Source organism: Novosphingobium sp. AAP93, from assembly GCF_001296055.1.
In the GTDB taxonomy this organism is placed as follows: domain Bacteria; phylum Pseudomonadota; class Alphaproteobacteria; order Sphingomonadales; family Sphingomonadaceae; genus Novosphingobium.
This window is the reverse complement of sequence record NZ_LJHZ01000118.1, coordinates 52343-72718: the sequence shown is the minus strand read 5'-3', so window position 1 is coordinate 72718 and position 20376 is coordinate 52343. Positions and strand designations below refer to the sequence as shown.

General features: G+C 65.8%; 24 protein-coding genes. 13 read left to right on the top strand and 11 right to left on the bottom strand.

The features are described from left to right. Nucleotides 1-439 precede the first annotated feature (439 nt). Complete coding sequence (locus tag IP83_RS17610; protein WP_054123542.1) at nt 440-1396, bottom strand: ABC transporter ATP-binding protein; 957 nt, start codon at nt 1394-1396, stop codon at nt 440-442. A 64-nt stretch (nt 1397-1460) separates the two neighbouring features. Here IP83_RS17610 and IP83_RS17605 point away from each other — a divergent pair, with 64 nt between their 5' ends. The 9 genes from IP83_RS17605 to IP83_RS17565 all read left to right on the top strand — a co-directional run bounded on the left by IP83_RS17605 (nt 1461) and on the right by IP83_RS17565 (nt 7630). After that, a complete protein-coding gene (locus IP83_RS17605) occupies nt 1461-1658 on the top strand; it encodes a zinc-finger domain-containing protein (protein WP_054123541.1) in 198 nt (65 codons plus the stop codon). 42 nt (nt 1659-1700) lie between these two features. Next, complete coding sequence (gene tldD, locus IP83_RS17600) at nt 1701-3128, top strand: metalloprotease TldD (protein ID WP_054123540.1); 1428 nt, start codon at nt 1701-1703, stop codon at nt 3126-3128. A gap of 165 nt (nt 3129-3293) precedes the next feature. Further along, entirely contained in the window at nt 3294-3719 is a 426-nt protein-coding gene (locus IP83_RS17595; RefSeq protein ID WP_054123539.1) for a hypothetical protein, read from the top strand. 51 nt (nt 3720-3770) lie between these two features. Further along, nucleotides 3771-4325: a GNAT family N-acetyltransferase gene (locus tag IP83_RS17590; RefSeq protein ID WP_054123538.1), complete on the top strand. Its 555-nt coding sequence runs from the start codon at nt 3771-3773 to the stop codon at nt 4323-4325. Between the two features lie 8 nt (nt 4326-4333). Next, complete coding sequence (gene ispG / locus IP83_RS17585; protein ID WP_054123537.1) at nt 4334-5470, top strand: flavodoxin-dependent (E)-4-hydroxy-3-methylbut-2-enyl-diphosphate synthase; 1137 nt, start codon at nt 4334-4336, stop codon at nt 5468-5470. 44 nt (nt 5471-5514) lie between these two features. Then, nucleotides 5515-5778, top strand: a complete 264-nt coding sequence (locus IP83_RS17580) for a hypothetical protein (protein ID WP_054123536.1) — start codon at nt 5515-5517, stop codon at nt 5776-5778. A 175-nt stretch (nt 5779-5953) separates the two neighbouring features. Beyond that, complete coding sequence (locus IP83_RS17575; protein ID WP_054123535.1) at nt 5954-6481, top strand: TIGR02281 family clan AA aspartic protease; 528 nt, start codon at nt 5954-5956, stop codon at nt 6479-6481. A 10-nt stretch (nt 6482-6491) separates the two neighbouring features. Beyond that, nucleotides 6492-6986, top strand: a complete 495-nt coding sequence (locus tag IP83_RS17570) for a GNAT family N-acetyltransferase (RefSeq protein ID WP_054123534.1) — start codon at nt 6492-6494, stop codon at nt 6984-6986. Nucleotides 6987-7006: 20 nt separating this feature from the next. Beyond that, nucleotides 7007-7630, top strand: coding sequence for a murein L,D-transpeptidase catalytic domain-containing protein (locus IP83_RS17565; protein WP_054123533.1), 624 nt, complete (start codon nt 7007-7009; stop codon nt 7628-7630). A 435-nt stretch (nt 7631-8065) separates the two neighbouring features. On the opposite strand, the gene IP83_RS17555 is transcribed toward IP83_RS17565, so the two are convergent. Next, nucleotides 8066-9484: a L,D-transpeptidase family protein gene (locus IP83_RS17555; protein WP_369817039.1), complete on the bottom strand. Its 1419-nt coding sequence runs from the start codon at nt 9482-9484 to the stop codon at nt 8066-8068. 175 nt (nt 9485-9659) lie between these two features. Between IP83_RS17555 and IP83_RS17550 the strand changes: the two genes are divergently transcribed. Both IP83_RS17550 and acnA read left to right on the top strand, forming a co-directional pair. Then, nucleotides 9660-10568: a DMT family transporter gene (locus IP83_RS17550; protein WP_054123553.1), complete on the top strand. Its 909-nt coding sequence runs from the start codon at nt 9660-9662 to the stop codon at nt 10566-10568. A 172-nt stretch (nt 10569-10740) separates the two neighbouring features. Beyond that, on the top strand, nt 10741-13410 hold the full coding sequence (acnA, locus tag IP83_RS17545) for an aconitate hydratase AcnA (protein ID WP_054123531.1): 2670 nt from the start codon (nt 10741-10743) through the stop codon (nt 13408-13410). 107 nt (nt 13411-13517) lie between these two features. Here the strand turns inward: acnA and IP83_RS20970 are convergent, their stop codons facing one another. After that, nucleotides 13518-13619 (bottom strand): PEP-CTERM sorting domain-containing protein, encoded by a 102-nt coding sequence (locus IP83_RS20970; protein WP_231625106.1) that lies wholly within the window; start codon nt 13617-13619, stop codon nt 13518-13520. Between the two features lie 4 nt (nt 13620-13623). On the opposite strand from IP83_RS20970, the gene IP83_RS20965 reads away from it, so the two are divergent. Then, entirely contained in the window at nt 13624-14256 is a 633-nt protein-coding gene (locus tag IP83_RS20965) for a hypothetical protein (RefSeq protein ID WP_054123530.1), read from the top strand. A gap of 486 nt (nt 14257-14742) precedes the next feature. Here the strand turns inward: IP83_RS20965 and ruvB are convergent, their stop codons facing one another. From ruvB to IP83_RS17510, 7 genes are all read right to left on the bottom strand, one after another. Beyond that, the gene (ruvB, locus tag IP83_RS17535) at nt 14743-15774 is read right to left on the bottom strand and encodes a Holliday junction branch migration DNA helicase RuvB (protein WP_054123529.1); all 1032 of its coding nucleotides are present in this window, start codon (nt 15772-15774) and stop codon (nt 14743-14745) included. Further along, nucleotides 15771-16073: a type II toxin-antitoxin system RelE/ParE family toxin gene (locus IP83_RS20745; RefSeq protein ID WP_054123528.1), complete on the bottom strand. Its 303-nt coding sequence runs from the start codon at nt 16071-16073 to the stop codon at nt 15771-15773. Before IP83_RS20745 ends, ruvB begins: the two co-directional genes overlap by 4 nt. Beyond that, nucleotides 16066-16311, bottom strand: coding sequence for a hypothetical protein (locus IP83_RS20740; RefSeq protein ID WP_054123527.1), 246 nt, complete (start codon nt 16309-16311; stop codon nt 16066-16068). Before IP83_RS20740 ends, IP83_RS20745 begins: the two co-directional genes overlap by 8 nt. A gap of 73 nt (nt 16312-16384) precedes the next feature. Further along, on the bottom strand, nt 16385-16915 hold the full coding sequence (locus tag IP83_RS20375) for a hypothetical protein (RefSeq protein WP_156309830.1): 531 nt from the start codon (nt 16913-16915) through the stop codon (nt 16385-16387). Further along, nucleotides 16915-17535: a Holliday junction branch migration protein RuvA gene (gene ruvA, locus IP83_RS17520; RefSeq protein WP_054123526.1), complete on the bottom strand. Its 621-nt coding sequence runs from the start codon at nt 17533-17535 to the stop codon at nt 16915-16917. The genes IP83_RS20375 and ruvA overlap by 1 nt, the downstream gene beginning before the upstream one ends. A 140-nt stretch (nt 17536-17675) precedes the next feature. Further along, complete coding sequence (ruvC, locus tag IP83_RS17515; protein ID WP_054123525.1) at nt 17676-18152, bottom strand: crossover junction endodeoxyribonuclease RuvC; 477 nt, start codon at nt 18150-18152, stop codon at nt 17676-17678. A gap of 67 nt (nt 18153-18219) precedes the next feature. After that, nucleotides 18220-18984 (bottom strand): YebC/PmpR family DNA-binding transcriptional regulator, encoded by a 765-nt coding sequence (locus tag IP83_RS17510; protein WP_054123524.1) that lies wholly within the window; start codon nt 18982-18984, stop codon nt 18220-18222. A 178-nt stretch (nt 18985-19162) separates the two neighbouring features. On the opposite strand from IP83_RS17510, the gene IP83_RS17505 reads away from it, so the two are divergent. Further along, nucleotides 19163-19849: a type II CAAX prenyl endopeptidase Rce1 family protein gene (locus IP83_RS17505; RefSeq protein ID WP_054123523.1), complete on the top strand. Its 687-nt coding sequence runs from the start codon at nt 19163-19165 to the stop codon at nt 19847-19849. 26 nt (nt 19850-19875) lie between these two features. On the opposite strand, the gene IP83_RS17500 is transcribed toward IP83_RS17505, so the two are convergent. Then, on the bottom strand, nt 19876-20373 hold the full coding sequence (locus IP83_RS17500) for an arsinothricin resistance N-acetyltransferase ArsN1 family B (RefSeq protein ID WP_054123522.1): 498 nt from the start codon (nt 20371-20373) through the stop codon (nt 19876-19878). Nucleotides 20374-20376 lie beyond the last annotated feature (3 nt).

Genomic DNA, 20376 nt, shown 5'->3' with positions numbered 1-20376 from the left:
GTCGGCGCAGGTCATCTGCGGGCCCGCAGCGCATCAGGAATGGGATCGGTCACGCAGGCCTCTTTGCCCGTCCTTGCCGCCTTTGGGAAGTATCAAGCAGCCCGTCCCGAGAGGCAATCAAACGTAATTAACGCCGGTCAGGAGATTTGTTTTCGCGCCTGCAAAATGATAGGGATTACCCTTAGGGGTGTGGATTAGGGATTCGTAACTATGCTATGGCGATTGCCTTTCTGCAGGATGAACCGCCACCGCGCGGACAAGGCGACAATCGCCTGGAACGGCACGTGGCACGTTGCGACTTGCCCCGATTGCGGGAAGCTTGTGCGCAAGTCATCCCGGAAGCAGTACTGGAAGCTGGTTCCGGCACTCGCGGAAAAAAATACGCAATAAATTCACTAATTTCGTTTTTGATCAGGGGGCGCTTGGCTGAACTCGATGCTCAGGCCAGCGCCATGTCCGGCCCGCTCGTCAGCTTGACGAATACGTCCTCAAGGTCGGCTTCGTCGGTCGAGACATCGATGATTCCGTAGCCGAGCGACTGGACGAGCGCGAGCACATCGCCTGCGTTGATGCGGTCCTTGTTGTAGGTCACGCGCAGCTCCTGTTCGCCCGAAATGACGCTCTTGACGAAGGCCGGATGCTGCGGCGCGGCATCGATCGGACGATCGAGAGTCAGCACCACGATTTTCTCGCGCATCATGCCGACGAGGTCGCGCGTCGGCTGGTCGGTGATCAGCCGTCCGTGGTTGATGATGGCGATGCGGTCGCACAGCTGCTCGGCCTCTTCGAGGTAGTGCGTGGTGAGGACGATCGTAACGCCTTGATTGTTAAGATCGACCACCAGTTCCCACAACAGCCGCCGCAGTTCGACGTCGACGCCGGCAGTCGGCTCGTCGAGCACGAGGATCGGGGGCGTGTGGACCATGGCCTTGGCGATCAGCAGGCGGCGCTTCATCCCGCCCGAGAGCGACCGGGCGTAGGCATTCGCCTTGTCCGCCAGATGGACCGATTGCAGCAGTTCGAGCGAGCGGCGCGCGGGCGCCGGCACGCCGTAGAGCCCGGCCTGGATATCGAGCACTTCGAGCGGGGTGAAGAAGGGATCGAACACGATCTCCTGCGGGACGATGCCGATCGAGGCCTTGGCGTTGCGCGGCTCGCGGTCGATATCGAAGCCCCAGATCTCGACCGTGCCCGAGGACTTCATGACGAGCCCGGCGAGCGTGTTGATCAGAGTGGACTTGCCCGCGCCGTTGGGGCCGAGCAGGCCGAAGATCTGGCCTTGCGGCACATCGAAACTGACCCCGCCCAAGGCGAGCTTGCCTTCACCCGACCTGGCTCCGGCGGGAGCATAGCGCTTGACGAGATCGCGGATGCGGATGGCGGGGGTGTTGTTCATGGGTTTCTCCCTGCAACCTGAAGCGCCTTGCGTAAAGGGGGCTCGGTTTGCTACCCGCGCGGCCATGAGCACGATCAAGGCACCCGAGACGGTTCTCACCACCAGCACGCGCGTGCGCTGCGACGGCGCGGACAATATCCGTGGCGGAGCGGCGCTGGGCCATCCGCGCGTGTTCATCGAGATCGACGAGCGCGGCTATGCCGAATGCGGCTATTGCGACCGGCGCTTCGTGCTGAAGGGCGGCCCCGCGGATCACGCGTAATCGCAGTGGCGCCGGGCGGCGGGGCTGCCTATATCCCTGCGCATGACCCATACGCCCGATCCCCGCTCGCTGCTCTATCGCCCCGGCCTGCTGACGCCTGATGAGGCCAAGCGCCTTACGGCAACCGCGCTCGGCGCGTGCGAGGATGGCGAGCTTTACCTGCAGTTCATCGCCAGCGAGAGCTTCGGTTTCGACGACGGGCGGCTGAAGACGGCGGACTATTCGCGCGATGCGGGCTTCGGCCTGCGCGGCGTTTCGGGCGAGATGACCGGGTTTGCCCATGCCAACGAGATCTCCGCCGCCGCGATTGCCCGTGCGGGCGAGACCTTGAAGCTGCTCGATCCAGCGAAGGCCGCGCCCGCCGCCGCGCCGCGCCAGAACAACCGGCACCTCTATACCGATGCCTCGCCGCTCGATGCTGTACCCTTCGCGGCCAAGGTCAAGCTGCTGGAGACAATCGACGCGGCGGCGCGGGCGCGCGATCCCCGCGTCGCGCAAGTCTCGGCAAGCCTCGCGGCGAGCTGGTCGGTGGTCGAGATCGTGCGGGCGGACGGGTTCGTGGCGCAGGACGTGCGGCCGCTGGTGCGGCTCAATGTCTCCATTGTCGCCGAGCATAACGGGCGGCGCGAGACGGGGACGTTCGGGATCGGCGGGCGGCGGCTCTATGACGACCTGTTCGAGGAGAGCACCTGGAACCGGGGGATCGATACCGCGCTGGCGCAGGCGCTGGTGAACCTTGAGTCGGTCGATGCCCCGGCGGGCGAGATGACCGTGCTGCTCGGCCCCGGCTGGCCCGGCGTGCTGCTGCATGAGGCGGTGGGCCATGGCCTTGAAGGCGATTTCAACCGCAAGGGCACCAGCGCCTTCTCCGGCCGGATCGGCGAGCGGGTGGCGGCGCCCGGCGTGACCGTGGTCGACGATGGCTCGATCCCCGGCCGGCGCGGGTCGCTGACCATCGACGACGAAGGCACGCCGACGGAAGAGACCGTGCTGATCGAGGACGGTATCCTGAAAGGCTATATCCACGACCGGATGAGCGCGCGGCTGATGGGCCTTGCGCCGACGGGCAACGGGCGGCGCGAAAGCTATGCCCATGCGCCGATGCCGCGGATGACCAACACCTTCATGCGCGGCGGCAATGATGACCCGGCGGAGCTGCTATCGCGGGTGAAGAACGGGATTTTCGCCAAGTCGTTCGGCGGCGGGCAGGTCGACATCACCAGCGGCAAGTTCGTGTTTTCCTGCACCGAGGCCTACCGCGTCGAGAACGGCAAGCTGGGCGCGCCGATCAAGGGCGCGACGCTGATCGGCGATGGGCCGAGCGTGCTGACCCGCGTGACCGGGATCGGCCATGACATGGCGCTCGACGAAGGCGTGGGCGTGTGCGGCAAGGGCGGGCAGAGCGTTCCCGCCGGCGTCGGCCAGCCCACGCTGCTGGTCGAGGGGCTGACGGTGGGCGGCACGGCCTGACCGGCGGGGCGCGTTACCCGTCCCGTAATGCGACTCCAGGACTTCTACGTAGTTGGCGCTTGGCTTGCATATTGTTCTAGGCTGCCATCAGGAAAACTACAGTCAGCGACGGTTAAGCCGGCGCGGCGCACCTTGGTCTGCGACCAATTTGAGAAAGGGCACGTCATGATCCGGATTGCCACCAAGCTCGGGCTCGCCGCTGCCTCCGGTGCGATGCTGCTGGCCGGGGCGACGGCTGATGCCCGCCCGCACCTGTCCGGCGAGGAACAGCTGGCGAAGCTGCTCGAGGGCCGCGTGGAGGGCAAGCCCGTGAACTGCATCAACCTGCCGCAGGTCCAGTCCTCGCACGTGATCGACAAGACCGCGATTGTCTATGGCAGCGGCAACACGATCTATGTGCAGCGGCCCAAGTCGGGCGCCTCGACGCTCGATTCGACCGATATCCTCGTCACCCAGCAGACCACCTCGCAGCTGTGCAACCTTGACGTGGTGCAACTGCGCGATCGCAACGGGTGGTTCTGGCGCGGGTTCGTGGCGCTCGACCAGTTCGTGCCCTACACCCGCGCGCCGAAGGTCGCGATGGCCAACTGACTTGCATTGATTCCGGCGGGCGGTCGGCGGTATGGGCGCGGCATGACAGCTATGCTCCTCCGCCTCGCCACGCCTGACGACGTAGCCGCGCTCGCCGATCTAGGGCGCCGCGCGATCACCGCCAAGTTCGGGCATCTCTACAAGCCGGAAGACTTCGCGACCTTTCTTGGAGAGGCGCACAGCGAGGCGAAGGTGGCCAAGGAGATTGCCGATCCCGGCATGCGCGTGGCGGTGATCGAGGAGAACGGCGCGCTGGTGGCGTTCTGCAAGCTGGTGCTGGAAAGCACGATGCCGACCGGGCACAGCGATGCGCGGCGGCCGCTGGAACTCAAGCAGCTCTACACCGATCCTGCGCGCATCGGCGGCGGGCTGGGCGCGAAGCTGATGGACTGGGCGCTGACGCAGGCCGAAGCGGCGGGCGCGGACGAGATCCAGCTTTCGGTCTATAGCGAGAACCCCGAGGCGCAGCGGTTCTACCACCGCTATGGCTTTGCCAAGATCGCCGATATCGAGTTCTGGGTGGGCACGCATTGCGATCCCGAATTCATGTATGCCAAGCGCCTTGTCTCTGAAGGCCATAGTCAGGCGCAAGCCGAGCAGGTATAAGCACAGCCATGTCATCCGTACGCCCCTGGCGCGATATCACGCGCCGCAAGAGCCGCCAGATCATGGTTGGATCCGTCCCCGTTGGCGGCGATGCGCCGATCACGGTGCAGACCATGACCAACACCCTCACCAGCGATCCCGTCGCGACGATCAACCAGATCCGGCGCTGCGAGGATGCGGGGGCGGATATCATCCGCGTCTCGTGCCCGGATGTGGAGAGCACCGCGGCCTTGGGCAAGATCGTGCGCGCGGCGCGGGTGCCGATCGTGGCGGACATCCATTTCCACTACAAACGCGCGCTGGAAGCGGCGGATGCGGGCGCGGCGTGCCTGCGGATCAATCCGGGCAATATCGGCTCGAGCGAGCGCGTCGCCGAAGTGGTCCGCGCGGCCAAGGCCAATGGCTGCGCGATCCGCATCGGCGTGAACGCGGGCAGCCTCGAGAAGGACCTGCTCGAAAAGTACGGCGAACCGTGCCCCGAGGCGCTGGTGGAGAGCGCGCTCGATCATATCAAGCTGCTGCAGGACCACGATTTCCACGAATACAAGGTGGCGGTGAAGGCCTCCGACGTGTTCCTCGCGGTCGCGGCCTATATGGGCCTTGCCGAAGCGGTCGATTGCCCGCTGCATCTGGGCATTACCGAGGCGGGCGGGCTGATCGGCGGGACGGTCAAGTCCTCGATCGGGCTCGGCAGCCTGCTCTGGGCGGGCATCGGCGATACGCTGCGCGTCTCGCTTTCGGCCGAGCCCGAAGAGGAAGTGCGCGTCGGCTTCGAGATCCTGAAGTCGCTTGGCCTGCGCACCCGCGGCGTGCGCGTCGTCTCGTGCCCGAGTTGCGCGCGGCAGGGCTTCGACGTGATCCGCACTGTGGAGAAGCTGGAAAGCCGCCTCAGCCACATCAAGACGCCGATCTCGCTTTCGGTGCTCGGCTGCGTGGTCAATGGCCCCGGCGAGGCGCGCGAGACCGATGTGGGCCTGACCGGCGGCGGCAACGGCAAGCACATGGTCTACCTCTCGGGCGTGACCGACCACACCGTGCAGGACGAGGACATGCTCGAGCATATCGTCGCGCTGGTGGAGAAGAAGGCCGCCGAGATGGAAGCGGCGACGACCGACGCGGGGAAGGCGGAAGTGCCGGCGGAGTAAACTGCCGCTTGTTTGTCGAGGCGGGGTGAGGCACCTTCCGCGCCATGGGCAAAGTCGAGAAGATCCCGGTTGAAGTCCCCGCAGACTTTCTTGCTGCAGCGGAGCGCGCGGTTGCGGGCGGCGAGTTCGTCTCCGTCGAGCAGGTCGTCGCAAGTGCCTTGCGGAGCTGGCAGGTTCAGCGCGAATCCGACCTCGCCAAGTTGCGCAATCTTATCGACGAAGGCCTTGCCAGCCCGGTCGAGGCCTGGGACGGAGTGTCTTCGATTTTGGCTGAAGGACGGCGGCGTTTGGCCGAGCGCGAGGGGTGACTTACCGGATCGAGCGGACGAAAGTCGCAGCCGACGATTTGCTCGACATCTGGTTGGCGCTCGCTCTTGAAGATGTGCTCACGGCAGACCGCCATCTGCGGCGGCTCTGTTCCAACAGCAGGGGTGAGCCGCCTTCGTCATTTGCTAACGCATTTGCGGGCACAATGGCGCGGTCATGAACCGCTTGATCGTCATTGCTGGCCTTGTCGTGTTCTTCAGCGTGCTGCTGGCGCCGGGTCTGTCTGTCGAGCCACCGGCCAAGGCGCGGACGGCGAAGGCCGGGCATTCCTCGCCGTGGAGCAAGGATGCGGCGGCGCCCACGAAGCGGGACGGGACGGCCGAGATGGTCGAGATCGCGCGCGATTCGCAGGGGCAGTTTCACCTCGAGGTCGATGTGGGCGGGGAATCGGTGCGGTTCCTTGTGGACACCGGCGCGGACGTGGTGGCCTTGACCGAGGATGATGCCGAGCGGCTGGGGCTGCGGCCCGATCCATCCGAATACCGCCCGATGCTGCAGACAGCCTCCGGCACCGGCCTGGCCGCGCCGGTGGAGATCGACCGGCTGACGATCGGCGGGCGCGAGCTGACCGGGGTGGCGGCGGTGGTCGTGCCCGATCTCTCCGTCAGCCTGCTCGGCCAATCGGCGCTGCGGCGGCTGGGGAGCGTGACCTTGCAGGGTGACCGGCTGATCATTGCGGGCTAACAGCCGGCCCATGACCATCTCGATCCGCATTGCGACGCCCGAAGACCTGCCCCTGATTGCGGACCTGATCCGCGGGCTCGCCGATTACGAGAAGCTGGCGCATGAGGTGCGCTTCGATGAGGCGGTGCTGGGCGCCAAGCTGTTTGGGCCGCGTCCCTATGCCGAAGTGATCATCGGCGAAGTGGATGGCGCGGCGCAGGGTTTCGCCTTGTTCTTCCACAATTTCTCGACCTTCGAGGGCAAGCCCGGGGTCTATCTGGAGGACCTTTTCGTGCGGCCCGAGGCGCGCGGGAGCGGGCTCGGCAAGGCGCTGCTGTCGCGGCTGGCGGCCATCGCGGTGGAGCGCGATTGCGCGCGGCTCGAGTGGTCGGTGCTTGACTGGAACGAACCCGCGATCGGCTTCTACAAGAAGCTCGGCGCGCGGCTGATGGACGAGTGGACCGTCATGCGGGTGGATGGCGCGGCTCTGGTGCAACTGGGCGCATCTGCTGGAAAATCGGCCTGATTCGCCGTATACAAACCGATATGACGGGACTGGTAAACAGGCGCGGGCTCATTGCGGGCGCGGCGGCAACGGCGGTTGCTGCGGCGCTGCCTGCGCGCGTGTTCGCCCAGCCCTACAGCGTGCCGGAACAGAACCGGCGCATCCTCGCCGTCGCAAAGGAGCAGATGGAGCGGGTCCGGTCGGTGCTGTGGCGGACCGATATCGTAGGCGTCGCCGATTTCGCGTTGCCTTCGGCCATGCCGCGGCTCCATTTCGCCGATCTCGAGAAGGGCGAAGTGCGCTCGTTCCTTGTCGCGCACGGCAAGGGTTCGGACCCGGAGCATGACGGGTTTCTCAAGCTCTTTTCCAACGATATCGGTAGCCTCGCCACTTCGCGCGGGGCGTTCATCACCTACGAGTGGTACAAGGGCAAGTACGGCACCTCGATCCGGCTCGGCGGGCTCGACCCGGAGAACAGCAACACGCTGGACCGCGCGATCGTGATGCACCCGGCGTGGTATGCGAACCCCGACATGCTGGAGAAATGGGGCAAGCTGGGGCGCAGCGACGGGTGCTTTGCGATGCCTGAAGCCGACTTCAACGAGTCGCTGTGGCATCTTTCCGGCGGGCGGCTGCTCTATGCGGACCGGCTGGGGATTTATTGATGTTCTTCCGACGTCGTACGCCTGAGGCTGTTCGGGTTGGAGAGTCCTTGGCGTCGTGGCTGATGGTCCTGCTACGCTGGATCAGTTTGGCTGTGATGGTTGTCTTGCTTGTCGGATTGATGCTGAACTTCAATCTTGGCTGGTTCAGGAACCAGTTTTTGCCGACCATCGCTGGCCTCTTGATCCTCAACGTTGGCTTCGTGGGAATGCATCGGTTCGCTCGGGGTCTGCGCAGTTCCTATGATGCAGAAGCAGACGAACGAATGCGCAGCGTCAGGCCCTTGATTCAAAAGAGGTCGGACGACCCTCAGCACTAAGCCCCAAATCTCGTCATTCCCGCGGAGGCGGGAATCCAGAGCCGAACGGCGCGGCGTTTGGCCGCTCTGGATCCCCGCCTCCGCGGGAATGACGATGCTTGGGAGGAATCGAAGCGAATTACAGCGGGTTATCCAGCTTGATGATCGCTTCGGTGCTCTTGCGCTGGTCGGTGTGGAGCTGGCGCGGCTGGGTGAAGCTGGCGATGACGGGGGCGTCGCGGTTGTAGATGTCCGGGAAGCTGCGCATCAGGCCGGTCACGTCGCGCGCGACGGTGAAGTAGGTGATGTAGACTGCCCAGGGCTTGGTCATCGGGACCTTGGTGTACTTGCCCGAGAGGTTGTACTGAACCGCGGTTTCGGGGGGCAGGTCGGCGCCGAGGATCGCCATCGTCATCGCGAGTTCAGTGGCGCGTTCGGCGCGGATGCAGCCGTGGCTGAGCGCGCGGGCGGGGAGCGCGAAGAGGTTCCGGTTGGGGGTGTCGTGGATGTAGATCGCGTGCTCGTTGGGCATGTCGAGCTTGACGCGGCCCAAGGAGTTGCTGTCGCCCGGCTGTTGCACCACGGTGATCGTGCCATCGGCGGCCTTGGTGGCGACATAGCCTTCGCGCGCGGCCTGACGCGGGTTCTTGATCAGGCGCGCGCCGAGGCCTTCGCCGACGACGATCGACTGCGGGACGGTCCACGTCGGGTTGAACACCACGTTCTTGACCTGCTCGGCGAGCTGCGGCGTTGCGGTCTTGCCCGGCTTGCCGACGATGGCGCGGTAGGAGCGGATGATCTTGTTGTTCACCGTCAGCCGGAGCTCCTGCTCGGGCACGTTGATGATGAGGTATTGCAGCCCCATGTCGCGCGCGAGCCAGCGCCAGCGGTCCATGTTGGCCTTGATCATGCCGATCTGGCGCGGGTCCTTGGCCTTGGACAGCATGTCCTTGAGCAGCGCGTAATCGGGATGCGTGGGATTGAGCGAGGCGAGCACGCCGGGAATGTCGTGCGTTTCGGTCGCCTGCGCGAGGAGCTGCGCGTTGGGGTGCAGGTCCTGATCGGGATCGATGGCGAACCACTGGATGCGCGCGGGCATCGGGGTGCGGCCATCGCGCAGGTCTTCGGCCAGCCAGACGAAGAGGCGGCTGGCGAGCGCGTCGAGATCGTCGCCTTCGCCCTTGGCGATGGCGGCGGCGAGATTGGCGGGCTCGTAGTCGGCCGGGGTGAGGCCTTCGCTGCGGATGCCCTTGATCGCGGCGAGGAGGGCCTTGGCATCGGCCAGCGTCCAGTGCGCCAGCGGGGGCGGCAGCGGCTGGAAGACGGGTACGGCGTCGGGTGTGGCCGTGCCGGTGGGGGCCGGGGTGGCCTGTGCCACCGGGGCCTGTGCGGTCGGGGCGGTCGCTGTCGGCGTGGGCTTCGGCGCGGGCTTGGCGGGCTGGACACCGGCGGTCAGATCGACCGGGCCCTGCTGCGCGGCCGTGGCGGGCGTGCCCAGCGCGGCCCAGCCCAAGGCTGCCGTGCAGAGCATGCCGCTGACCTTCGCCCGATGAATCATGCGCATTGCTCGATGTCTTTCCCTGTGTGGCGCCCGGCTGTCTGGTGATTCCTGCCCCAAGCGGACGAAGCAATCAAGCAAGGCGGCTGTCTGTTTGCTGAATCGCCAGACTGATCCAGGTTGCACGATGCTGCTGACCTTTGCGCTGCACGAAAGGCGTCGCTATGGGCGGGCGATGAAGCGCGCTGCCCCCCTGCTGCCGATCCTCTCCGCGATGACCGGGCTGCTGTGCTTCGGGGTGATGGACGGCTTCATGAAGATCGCCGCGCTGGCGGTGGGGGCCTATGCGGCGCTGTTCTGGCGCAATCTGGTCGGGTCGCTGATCATGCTGCCGGTGTGGCTGGCGCGCGGCAACAAGGACGGCAAGCGCGGCCTGCCGGGGCGCGAGGCGATGCGGCTGCATCTGCTGCGCTCGGGCGTTTCGGGGGTGATGGCGACGCTGTTCTTCTATGGCCTGGCGCGGACGCCCGTGGCTGAAGCCATGGCGCTTTCGTTCATTGCGCCGCTGCTGGCGCTCTATCTCGCTGCCGTCTGGCTGGGCGAGGAGCTTTCGCGGCGCGCGGTGGCGGGATCGGTGCTGGCCCTGTCCGGCGTGGGACTGATCGCGGCGGGCAAGTTTGGCGGGACGAGCTACAATGTCGAAAGCGTGCACGGCCTGATCGCGATCCTGATTTCGGCCGTGCTCTATGCGTGGAACCTCGTGTTGCAGCGGCGGCAATCACAGCTGGCGGGGCCGGAGGAAATCTCGTTCTTCCAGACCTTCTTCATCTTCTGCCTGCTGGGGATCGGCGCCTGGTGGTTCGCGCCGCTGCCGCCCGCGCAGATCTGGGCCGTGCTGGCCGCCTCCGCCGTGCTGTCGACCGCGTCGCTGATGCTGCTCGGCTGGGCCTATGCGCGCGCCGAGGCGCAAGTGCTGGTGCCGCTCGAGTATACCGCGTTCATCTGGGCCGCGATTGTCGGCTGGGTGGTGTTTTCCGAGCCGCTGACGTGGCGCACCCTGGCCGGCGTGGTGCTGATCGTGGCGGGCTGCCTGATCGCGCTGCAGCGCAAACCCGCGCCCGAAGCGGCCGCCGAACGGGCCTGACTGCGGGCTTGTAACGTTTCGCTGCGCCGCACCGTATGGCATGCAGCGGCCTATGCATTTCGAGCGCCCCAAGCCTTGACGCGGGGGCTGTCTCGGCGCATCGGGCACGCGTGCCCTCGGGGGCGGCTCCGGTGCGGCAAACGGTTTCAACTTGAAGGGATTACGCATCGCCATGACCCAGGTCGGACAGGACACGCTCGGCGCCCGCAGCACGCTTACCGTTGGCGGCAAGGACTATGCCTACTACGCGCTCGGCAAGGCCGCCGCAGCCTATGGTGACGTCTCGCGCCTGCCTTTCTCGATGAAGGTCCTGCTCGAGAATCTGCTCCGCTTCGAGGATGGCGGCTTCACCGTCTCGACCGACGACATCAAGGCGCTGGTCGACTGGCAGAAGGACCCCTCGAGCAGCCGCGAGATCCAGTACCGCCCGGCGCGCGTGCTGCTGCAGGATTTCACCGGCGTGCCTTGCGTGGTCGACCTCGCCGCCATGCGCGATGCGATTGCCAAGCTGGGCGGCGATACCAGCAAGATCAATCCGCAGGTGCCGGTCCACCTCGTGATCGACCACTCGGTGATGGTCGACGAGTTCGGCCACCCCAAGGCTTTCGAGCAGAACGTCGAGATCGAATACTACCGCAACGGCGAGCGCTATGACTTCCTCAAGTGGGGCTCGAAGTCGCTGGCCAACTTCAAGGCGGTGCCTCCGGGCACCGGCATCTGCCACCAGGTCAACCTCGAGCATATCGCGCAGGCGGTGTGGACGAGCGAAGGGCCGGACGGCGCGACAGTCGCTTATCCTGACACCTGCGTCGGCACCGACAGCCACACCACGATGATCAACGGCCTTGGCGTGCTGGGCTGGGGCGTCGGCGGGATCGAGGCGGAAGCCGCGATGCTTGGCCAGCCGGTTTCGATGCTGATCCCCGAAGTTGTCGGCTTCAAGTTCACCGGCGAGCTTCAGGAAGGCGTGACCGCGACCGACCTCGTGCTGACCTGCACCAGCATGCTGCGCAAGCACGGCGTGGTCGGCCGCTTCGTCGAATACTATGGTCCGGGCCTTGCCTCGCTCACGCTGGCGGACCGCGCGACGCTGGCCAACATGGCGCCGGAGTATGGCGCTACTTGCGGCTTCTTCGGCATCGACGACAAGACGCTCGACTACATGCGCCTGACCGGCCGCGAGGAAGACCAGATCGCGCTGACCGAAGCCTATGCCAAGGCGCAGGGCTTCTGGATCGATCCTTCGGTCGAGCCCGTGTTCACCTCGACGCTGGAGCTGGACCTTGGCACCGTGGTGCCCAGCCTTGCCGGGCCGAAGCGCCCGCAGGACCGCGTCTCGCTGCCCGACGTCGATGACGTGTTCAATGCCGACATGGCGAACACCTACAAGAAGGCGCAGCAGCGCGTGCCGGTGGAAGGCAAGGACTTCGACATCGGCGATGGCGACGTGACGATCGCGGCGATCACCAGCTGCACCAACACCTCGAACCCGGGCGTGCTGGTGGCGGCGGGCCTCGTCGCCAAGAAGGCCAACGAGATGGGCCTCAAGCCCAAGCCCTGGGTCAAGACCTCGCTGGCGCCGGGCTCGCAGGTGGTGACGGACTACCTCGTCAAGGCCGGGCTGCAGGAGCACCTCGACGCGGTCGGCTTCAACCTCGTCGGCTATGGCTGCACCACCTGCATCGGCAACTCCGGCCCGCTGGCCGAGCCGATCAGCAAGGCGATCAACGACAACGGCCTCGTTGCCGCGGCCGTGATCTCGGGCAACCGCAACTTCGAGGGCCGCGTCTCGCCCGACGTGCGCGCGAACTTCCTCGCCAGCCCGCCGCTGGTGGTGGCCTACGCGCTCAAGGGCACGGTGATCGAGGACTTCGTCTCGACCCCGATCGGCCAGAGCAAGGATGGCGTGGACGTCTATCTCAAGGACATCTGGCCGTCGAACCATGAAGTCTACGAGACGATGGCGGGCTGCATGGACCGCGCGATGTTCCAGGCGCGCTACGCCGACGTCTACAAGGGCGACGTGCACTGGCAGGCGATCAACGTGACAGGCTCGGAGACCTACAGCTGGCGCGCAGGCAGCACCTATGTCGCCAACCCGCCCTACTTCGAGGGCATGTCGATGACCCCGGCGACGGTGAGCGACATCATCGAGGCGAAGCCGCTAGCGATCCTCGGCGATTCGATCACGACCGACCACATCTCGCCGGCCGGTTCGATCAAGGCCGACAGCCCGGCGGGCAAGTGGCTGATGGAGCACCAGGTCGCCAAGGCCGACTTCAACTCCTACGGCGCGCGCCGCGGCCACCACGAAGTGATGATGCGCGGCACTTTCGCCAACATCCGCATCAAGAACGAGATGGTGCCCGGCATCGAAGGCGGCATGAGCCGCTATGGCAGCGAGGTCGGCGCGATCTATGACGTGGCGATGAAGCACAAAGCCGACGGCACGCCGCTGGTGGTGATCGCGGGCAAGGAATACGGCACCGGCTCCAGCCGCGACTGGGCGGCCAAGGGCACCAACCTGCTCGGCGTGCGCGCGGTAATCGTCGAGAGCTTCGAGCGCATCCACCGCTCGAACCTTGTCGGCATGGGCGTGCTGCCGCTGCAATTCAAGCAGGGCGAGAGCCGCGAGACGCTGGGGCTGACGGGTGACGACAGCTTCACCATCCGCGGTGTGGCGGGCCTGAAGCCGCGTCAGGATGTGGAAGTGGAGGTGACGCGCGCCGATGGCACCAGCTTCACCTTCACCGCGCTCTGCCGCATCGATACTGCCAACGAGCTGGAATACTATCTCAACGGCGGCATCCTGCACTACGTGCTGCGCAACCTGGCGGCCTGACGGTCGCAAGCGGTCGCGCTGGAATCAGAAAGGGCGGCTCCCCCCCGGAGCCGCCCTTTCCTTTTGCCCGCGTTCCCCTTGCAAGGTGACGGTCCGCGGAAGCTGGTTCAGGCCGTCGCGGCAGCCTTGGCCTTGAGGCCCTGATGGCGGCGGGCGACGAGACCGGCTGCGGCGGCGCCGAACAGCAGGACCATCGAGGGTTCGGGCACCGGTGTGCCACCGTTCGACGAGGTCGAGGTGGACGTGCTGGTGCTGCCGTTCGAGGACGACGAGGTCGAGCTGCTGGTGCTGCTCGACGACGAGGAAGAGCCACCGGTCGACGAGGAGGACGACGAAGTCGAGGAGGACGACGAAGTCGAGGAGGACGTCGACGACGAGGTCGACGAGCTGCTCGTCACGTTGCCCGAACTGGTCGAAGTTGACGAGCTGGTGGAGACGTTGCCCGACGAGGTGCTGACATTGCCCGAGCTCGTCGAGACATTGCCCGAAGACGTGCTGACGTTGCCCGACGAGGTCGAGGTGCTGCTGGTCACCGCACCCGAGCTGGTCGAGACGTTGCCGCTCGAAGTCGAGGTGGAGATATTGCCGCTCGAGGTCGAGCCGCCCGACGTCGACGTCGAACCGCCCGAGGTCGAGGTGCTGCCGCCCGAGGTTGAGCCGCCGGAGGTCGAAGTCGAGCCGGTGCTGGTCGAGGAGACCACCACGCTGCCGCCGCCGCTGCTGCCACCGAAGAACCCGCCGAAGAACCCGCCGCCGAAGCCGCCGATCCCGCCGCCGCCGCCGACAATCACTGCCGGGCCGCCGCTGCTGCTGCCCGAGGGCTGGGGCGGCATCGGCGGCATGTAGGGCACAGGGGCATAGGCCATCTGCTGCTGCGGCATGGCGCAGGACTTGGTGACGGTGGTCTTGACCACGCGGCGCAGGCGGTGGACCGGGCGCTGCTTGACCACGGCATAGTGCCGCTTCACTTGCTTGACCTTGATCGGCTTGACGTGATGGATCTCGGCAGCCGAGGGCGCCTCCGACACGTGCACCGCGCCGCCGCCCAGAACTGCACCGCCCGCTGCGCAGGCCGCCAGTTTTGCCAATGCCATCCGAACCGACATGATCGTTGCTCTCTGTTCCCGTGGGAAAGGGCCCTATCCGCGCAATGGTGGACAAACCCTCTCCTGACAGATCGAACAACGCAGATCAGACCGGCTGCGGCAATGCTGTTAACCGGGTTTCACCCCTTCTTGGGGACCCGAATTGGGTCAAAACGGGGCTTGCGAGCAAGTCTGTGCCAATCTGGAACCGAATTGGCATCGGCAGTTACGCTTAGAGCGTTTACCATCAGCCCTCGTCGGGCGCGAAGAGGCCGGGGAGATCGGCGGCGGGCGGGGTGAGTCCCAGATGGCGCCAGCCGCGATCGTTGAGGCACCGACCTCGTGCGGTGCGGGCAACCAGACCGAGCTGGATGAGGTAAGGCTCGATCACGTCTTCGATGGTGTCGCGCGGTTCGGAAAGGCCTGCCGCGAGCGTCTCCACCCCGACCGGGCCGCCCTTGTAGATATCCGCAATCATGCTGAGGTAGCGCCGGTCCTGCAGATCGAGCCCGAGCGAGTCGACTTCGAGCCGGGTCAGCGCGCTGTCTGCCACGTCGCGGGAAATCACCGCTGCTCCGGCGACTTGCGCGAAATCGCGGACGCGGCGGAGCAGGCGGCCGGCGACGCGCGGGGTGCCGCGCGAACGGCGCGCGATCTCGCCCGCGCCGCCGCTGTCGACGCCAATGCCGAGCAGGCCCGCGCCGCGCGTGACGACGCGTTCGAGCTCGGCCACGGTGTAGAACTGCAGGCGCACCGGAATGCCGAAACGGTCGCGCAAGGGCGTGGCGAGGAGGCCTGCGCGGGTGGTCGCGCCGATCAGGGTGAAGGGCGGCAGATCGATGCGCACCGAGCGCGCCGAGGGGCCCTCGCCGATGATCAGATCGAGCGCGCGGTCTTCCATCGCCGGATAGAGCACTTCCTCGACCACCGGATTGAGGCGGTGGATCTCGTCGATGAAGAGGACGTCGCCGCTCTCCAGATTGGTGAGGAGGGCAGCGAGATCGCCCGCCTTGGCAATGACCGGGCCGGAGGTGGCGCGGAAGTTGACCCCCATCTCGCGCGCGATGATGGCGGCGAGCGTCGTCTTGCCGAGACCGGGCGGGCCATAGAACAGCACATGGTCCATCGCCTCGCCGCGCTGCTTGGCGCTTTCGATGAAGACATGCAGGTTTTCGCGCGCGGCTTCCTGCCCGACGAATTCAGCGAGCGACTTCGGGCGCAGCGCGGCGTCGGGGTCTTCCGTCTGGCGGCGGGGGGTGAGGATGGGGTTGTCGGTCATGGCTCACCCTTGCCGAGCGGCTCGGTCCGCCTTGAGGAATGGAGGATGCGCTGGATGGAAACGATATCGGCCTCAAAGCGATAGAGCACGAGGTAGGGTGCGCGCAGGCAGCTGCGGACGTTGCGGCCGTATTCCGGGCGCACTCTCCCGACGAGCGGATACATCTTCAGCCTGGCGAAAATGTCGTCGAAGCCTGCCATGAAGGCGCGCGTGGTGGGGGCTCCGAACTCGGTCAGGCTGCGCAACTGGATTTCTTCAAGATCAGCCTGCGCCTGCCGCGAAATCCGAACTTCATGCATCAGGCAGTTTCGCCATGATCTCCCTGAGCACGTCGCGCGGATCAGCATCCAGATAGCCCGATGCCTCACCCTCCGCCAGCCGCGCCCGGACCCATGCGGCATCCTCGTCCGCCTCGGCCAGATCGCGCCGGATGAGATCGCGCAGGTACTCGGCGGCATCAAGATAACCGCCATCGGCGATGCGCTGGTCGATGCGGCTTTGCAGCGCGGTGGGGAGGGGGAAACTGAGGTCGGTCATACTCCGATTATCCTCCAACAGGGCGGGGGCGGCAAGCGGGTTCGCGGACTGGCGCTCGGTGGCGAGAAGGAAGTTATCTGACAATCTCATCAAACTCTACATGCGTCGGATGTACGCTCGAGCACGCCATTATCAACGCACATTTCCCGTGGAGCATCGCGACATCTGCCGCTCCAAAGCCTGTAGAACCGACAGAAAAGCTGGTTGCTGGCCCTTGCCCTGCTCTGACTAAAAGCGATGTGCCATCGGCAAAGATCAATTTCATAACCGACCTGAAATCTTTGCCTGCAGGCATAAAATTCAAGGATTTTTTTGTAATCTGGCTAAACAGCATGATCTTTTTCACGCCCTTTGCAAGGCGAAGTCTATTTTTAAATTGAATCAATTCGCCTTCAATATTCATCAATTGATTTGGAGGAATTTTAAACCAATGGTAGAATGACTTCCATGAATCAATCACATACCAAGAACATGCTGCAGACATCGCGAATCCTAGTAACGAGCGTTCAGCAATGGCCGCGACCGCCAGAATTGCAGTTGTCAACGCGTAAATCGCCAGCAGGACTAGGCCGGTCCTAAAGCCTGGGCCGGGGTAGAGATGCATCACCCCGTCGCCCGCTTTAGCGCGACGCGCACCAGATCATTGAGCGGCGCATCGTCGCCCAGTTCCTTGACCGCCGCCGCGACGGCCATGCTGGCGGTGGCGGGTTTGAAGCCGAGGTTCTGGAGCGCGGAGATCGCATCGGCGCTGGTGGAGCCGGCGGGGGCGGCGGCGAGGCCTTCGAGCGGCGGGGTGCCGGGACCGGCGGCGATGGGGCCGAGGCCGCCGGCCTTGTCCTTGAGTTCGTTGACGATGCGGCTGGCGAGTTTCGGGCCGACGCCCTGCGCGCGGGCGACCATCGCGGCATCGCCGCTGGCGCAGGCGCGTTGCAGGTCTTCGACCGAGAGCGCCGAGAGGATGGCGAGCGCGACCTTGCTGCCGACCCCCTGCACCGCGGTCAGCAGGCGGAACCAGCCGCGTTCGGCGGCGCTGGTGAAGCCGATCAGGCGCTGGTCGTTTTCCGAGACCTGAAGCTCGGTGTGGATGACCACCTTGTCGCCGCGGATGCCGAGCCGGTCGAGCGTCTTGGCCGAGCAGTGGACGAGGTAGCCGACGCCGTTCACGTCGATGATCGCCCAGTCGGGGCCGAAATCGTCGAGCAGGCCGGTGAGCTTTGCGATCATGGTTTGTTCTATGGCAGGCCTGCGTTTGGTGAGCAAGCTTGCGCGAGCATCCTTCGACAGGCTCAGGATGAGCGGGCTTTGTTCATCCTTCGAAACCCCGCTCAGGCTGAGCTTGTCGAAGCATCGACACCGCGTTGGCCCTAGCGGTGGCTGCCCATCATGTTGGCGTGGGTGATGGCGACGGCGAGGGCATCGGCGGCGTCCGCGCCCGTGAGCGCAACACCGGGGAGCAGGACCTTGAGCATGGCCTGGATCTGCACCTTCTCTGCGCCGCCGGTGCCGACGAGCGCCTTCTTGATGACCTTGGTCGGATACTCGGCGACCGGCAGGCCTGCGCGCGCCACGGCCAGCAGGGCGACGCCGCGCGCCTGACCAAGCTTGAGCGTCGACTGCGGGTTGACGTTGACGAAGACTTCCTCGACCGCGCCCGCATCGGGGTGGTGCTGCGCGATCACGGCGGCGAGGCCAGCGTCGAGTTCGACGAGCCGCTCGGCCATGCCGGCCTTGGCATCGGTACGGATCTGGCCGTTGGCGACGTGGCTGAGGCGGCTGCCGGACTTGGAGACAATGCCCCAGCCGGTGCAGGTGAGGCCGGGATCGATGCCGAGGATGATCATCGTCCGTCCGTGCCCTTCCACCATCCTGCGGATGGTCCCCCTCCCCGGTCCGGGGAGGAACGAAGGATCAACCCAGCTTCTCCATCACGTCGTCGGGGATTTCGTAGTTGCCCCAGACGGTCTGGACGTCGTCGTCATCCTCGAGCACGTCGATCAGCTTGAGCAGCGTCGCGGCGGTATCGGCATCGACGGTGGTCGTCATGTTGGGCTTCCATGCGAGCTTGACGCCCTCGGCTTCACCCAGCACCTTTTCGAGTTCGCGCGCGACGGGATGGAGCTGCTCGATGGCGACCCATATCTGGTGGCTGCCGGGGTTCTCGTCGCCGTCGCCGGGATCGCTCTCGACGTCTTCGGCGCCCGCTTCGATCGCGGCTTCGAGGACCTTTTCCTCATCGCCGACCTTGCCGGGATATTCGATCAGACCAAGCCGCTCGAACCCGTGGCTCACCGCGCCCGAGGCGCCGAGGTTGCCGCCGTTCTTGGCAAAGGCGGTGCGCACGTTGGTGGCGGTGCGGTTGCGATTGTCGGTGAGCGCCTCGACGATGATCGCGACGCCGCCCGGGCCGTAGCCTTCGTAGCGCACTTCCTCGTAGTTATCGCCTTCGCCCTTGCTGGCCTTGTCGATCGCGCGCGCGATATTGTCCTTGGGCATCGACTGCGCCTTTGCGGCGTTGACGGCGGCGCGCAGGCGCGGGTTCATGTCCGGATCGGGCATGCCCATCTTGGCCGCGACGGTGATTTCGCGGGAGAGCTTGGAAAACATCGCCGAGCGCTTTTTGTCCTGCGCGCCCTTGCGGTGCATGATGTTCTTGAATTTGGAATGGCCTGCCATGGTGTGCTGCTCGAAGGCTTGGGTTTGCTTTGGCGGCTCCCCTAGCGGACAGACGGGCATGGGGCAATCCTGCGCCCCGCTCCCGCTACTGCCCACCCCCGACCCCTCCCGCGTGCGGGAGGGGAGAACCGGCAAGCGCACACCCCGTCTTAACCGGCAGTGGAGCATCACGCGTGCGATGAAAACGCTCTATCAAGACTTCGCCGACTGGCTGGCCCGGCCGCACATGCTGAGGCCTTCAGGCCTGCGCGCGCCGTATGCCGCGCAGGCCTTGGGGTATATGCTGGCGCTGCACCTTGTCGTGCTGCTGCTGGTGCTGCTGCCGTTGCTGGGGCTGTGGCAGGCGGCGATGGGGCTGCCTTCGCCGGAAGCCTTCGATCAGGTCTCCAAGGCGATGCTGGTGCCCTTCGTGGTGCTGCTGGCGCCGGTGGCGGAGGAACTGGCGTTTCGCGGCTGGCTGACGGGCCGGGTGCGCGCGGTGTGGCTGGTCGGCTGCGGCTTTGCGGCGGCCGGGTTCCTCGCGATGGTGAGCTATCATGTCTACGAGGTGCCCGCGAGCTTTGCCGTGCTGGGCATGGGGATCGTTGCACCGGCGGGCTGGTGGTGGCTGCGGCGGCGAGGGGTGGTGCCGGGCTTCGAGCGCGCGTTTCCGGTGCTGGTGTGGCTTTCGATCCTGGTCTTCGGGCTCTCGCACCTCAGCAACTATCCCAGCTTTTCGTGGGCGCTGCTGCCGATGGTGCTGCCGCAGGTGTGGGCGGGGATGACGCTGAGCTATACGCGCATGCGGATCGGCATTTTCGGTTCGATGCTGATCCATGCGGCGGCCAACGGCATTTCGGTGAGCCTCGCGCTGCTTGGGGTCTGACGAAAAATAGGTACTGTGCCTATTTTTTAGAGCACCCGCTGCCACCAGCCGACATCGCGCCACGCGCCCATTTTCCAGCCGACTTCGCGGTACACGCCAACGGGGGTGAAACCGCAGGCCTCGTGCAAGGCGACGCTGGCGGGATTGGGCTGCGCGATGCCGGCAAAGGCGGCGTGAAAGCCTTTCGCTTTCAGCCGGGCGAGCAGTCCGCCATAGAGCGCGCGGCCGATGCCGGAGCGCGGGGCGGCGGCGCTGACATAGATCGCGACGTCGCAGGAGGAGGCATAGGCCGCGCGGGTGCGGTGCGGGCTGCCATAGGCATAGCCGAGTAGCTCGCCATCACGTTCCGCCACCAGCCAGGCGTGGCTGGCGCCATAATCGGCAATCCGGCGGGCCATTTCGGCCGCGTCAGGGGCTTCGAGTTCGAAGCTGACCCAGCTGCCGGTCACATGCGGTGCGTAGATCGCGGCGCAGGCCGCCGCGTCTTCCGGGCGGGCGTCGCGGATCGTCAGCGCGTCCGCCATGGG

Excerpts from the sequence above, each read along its gene's own strand:
- IP83_RS20745 (WP_054123528.1), bottom strand. The coding sequence starts at position 16,073 with ATGCATGAAGTTCGGATTTCGCGGCAGGCGCAGGCTGATCTTGAAGAA.
- IP83_RS17510 (WP_054123524.1), bottom strand. The coding sequence starts at position 18,984 with ATGGCAGGCCATTCCAAATTCAAGAACATCATGCACCGCAAGGGCGCG.
- IP83_RS17565 (WP_054123533.1), top strand. The coding sequence starts at position 7,007 with ATGACGGGACTGGTAAACAGGCGCGGGCTCATTGCGGGCGCGGCGGCA.
- IP83_RS17605 (WP_054123541.1), top strand. The coding sequence starts at position 1,461 with ATGAGCACGATCAAGGCACCCGAGACGGTTCTCACCACCAGCACGCGC.
- IP83_RS20740 (WP_054123527.1), bottom strand. The coding sequence starts at position 16,311 with ATGACCGACCTCAGTTTCCCCCTCCCCACCGCGCTGCAAAGCCGCATC.
- IP83_RS17505 (WP_054123523.1), top strand. The coding sequence starts at position 19,163 with ATGAAAACGCTCTATCAAGACTTCGCCGACTGGCTGGCCCGGCCGCAC.
- acnA (WP_054123531.1), top strand. The coding sequence starts at position 10,741 with ATGACCCAGGTCGGACAGGACACGCTCGGCGCCCGCAGCACGCTTACC.
- ruvB (WP_054123529.1), bottom strand. The coding sequence starts at position 15,774 with ATGACCGACAACCCCATCCTCACCCCCCGCCGCCAGACGGAAGACCCC.
- IP83_RS17575 (WP_054123535.1), top strand. The coding sequence starts at position 5,954 with ATGAACCGCTTGATCGTCATTGCTGGCCTTGTCGTGTTCTTCAGCGTG.
- IP83_RS17595 (WP_054123539.1), top strand. The coding sequence starts at position 3,294 with ATGATCCGGATTGCCACCAAGCTCGGGCTCGCCGCTGCCTCCGGTGCG.
- IP83_RS20375 (WP_156309830.1), bottom strand. The coding sequence starts at position 16,915 with ATGCATCTCTACCCCGGCCCAGGCTTTAGGACCGGCCTAGTCCTGCTG.
- IP83_RS17500 (WP_054123522.1), bottom strand. The coding sequence starts at position 20,373 with ATGGCGGACGCGCTGACGATCCGCGACGCCCGCCCGGAAGACGCGGCG.
- tldD (WP_054123540.1), top strand. The coding sequence starts at position 1,701 with ATGACCCATACGCCCGATCCCCGCTCGCTGCTCTATCGCCCCGGCCTG.
- IP83_RS17550 (WP_054123553.1), top strand. The coding sequence starts at position 9,660 with ATGAAGCGCGCTGCCCCCCTGCTGCCGATCCTCTCCGCGATGACCGGG.
- ruvC (WP_054123525.1), bottom strand. The coding sequence starts at position 18,152 with ATGATCATCCTCGGCATCGATCCCGGCCTCACCTGCACCGGCTGGGGC.
- IP83_RS17555 (WP_369817039.1), bottom strand. The coding sequence starts at position 9,484 with ATGATTCATCGGGCGAAGGTCAGCGGCATGCTCTGCACGGCAGCCTTG.
- IP83_RS17610 (WP_054123542.1), bottom strand. The coding sequence starts at position 1,396 with ATGAACAACACCCCCGCCATCCGCATCCGCGATCTCGTCAAGCGCTAT.
- ruvA (WP_054123526.1), bottom strand. The coding sequence starts at position 17,535 with ATGATCGCAAAGCTCACCGGCCTGCTCGACGATTTCGGCCCCGACTGG.
- ispG (WP_054123537.1), top strand. The coding sequence starts at position 4,334 with ATGTCATCCGTACGCCCCTGGCGCGATATCACGCGCCGCAAGAGCCGC.
- IP83_RS17580 (WP_054123536.1), top strand. The coding sequence starts at position 5,515 with ATGGGCAAAGTCGAGAAGATCCCGGTTGAAGTCCCCGCAGACTTTCTT.
- IP83_RS17590 (WP_054123538.1), top strand. The coding sequence starts at position 3,771 with ATGCTCCTCCGCCTCGCCACGCCTGACGACGTAGCCGCGCTCGCCGAT.
- IP83_RS17570 (WP_054123534.1), top strand. The coding sequence starts at position 6,492 with ATGACCATCTCGATCCGCATTGCGACGCCCGAAGACCTGCCCCTGATT.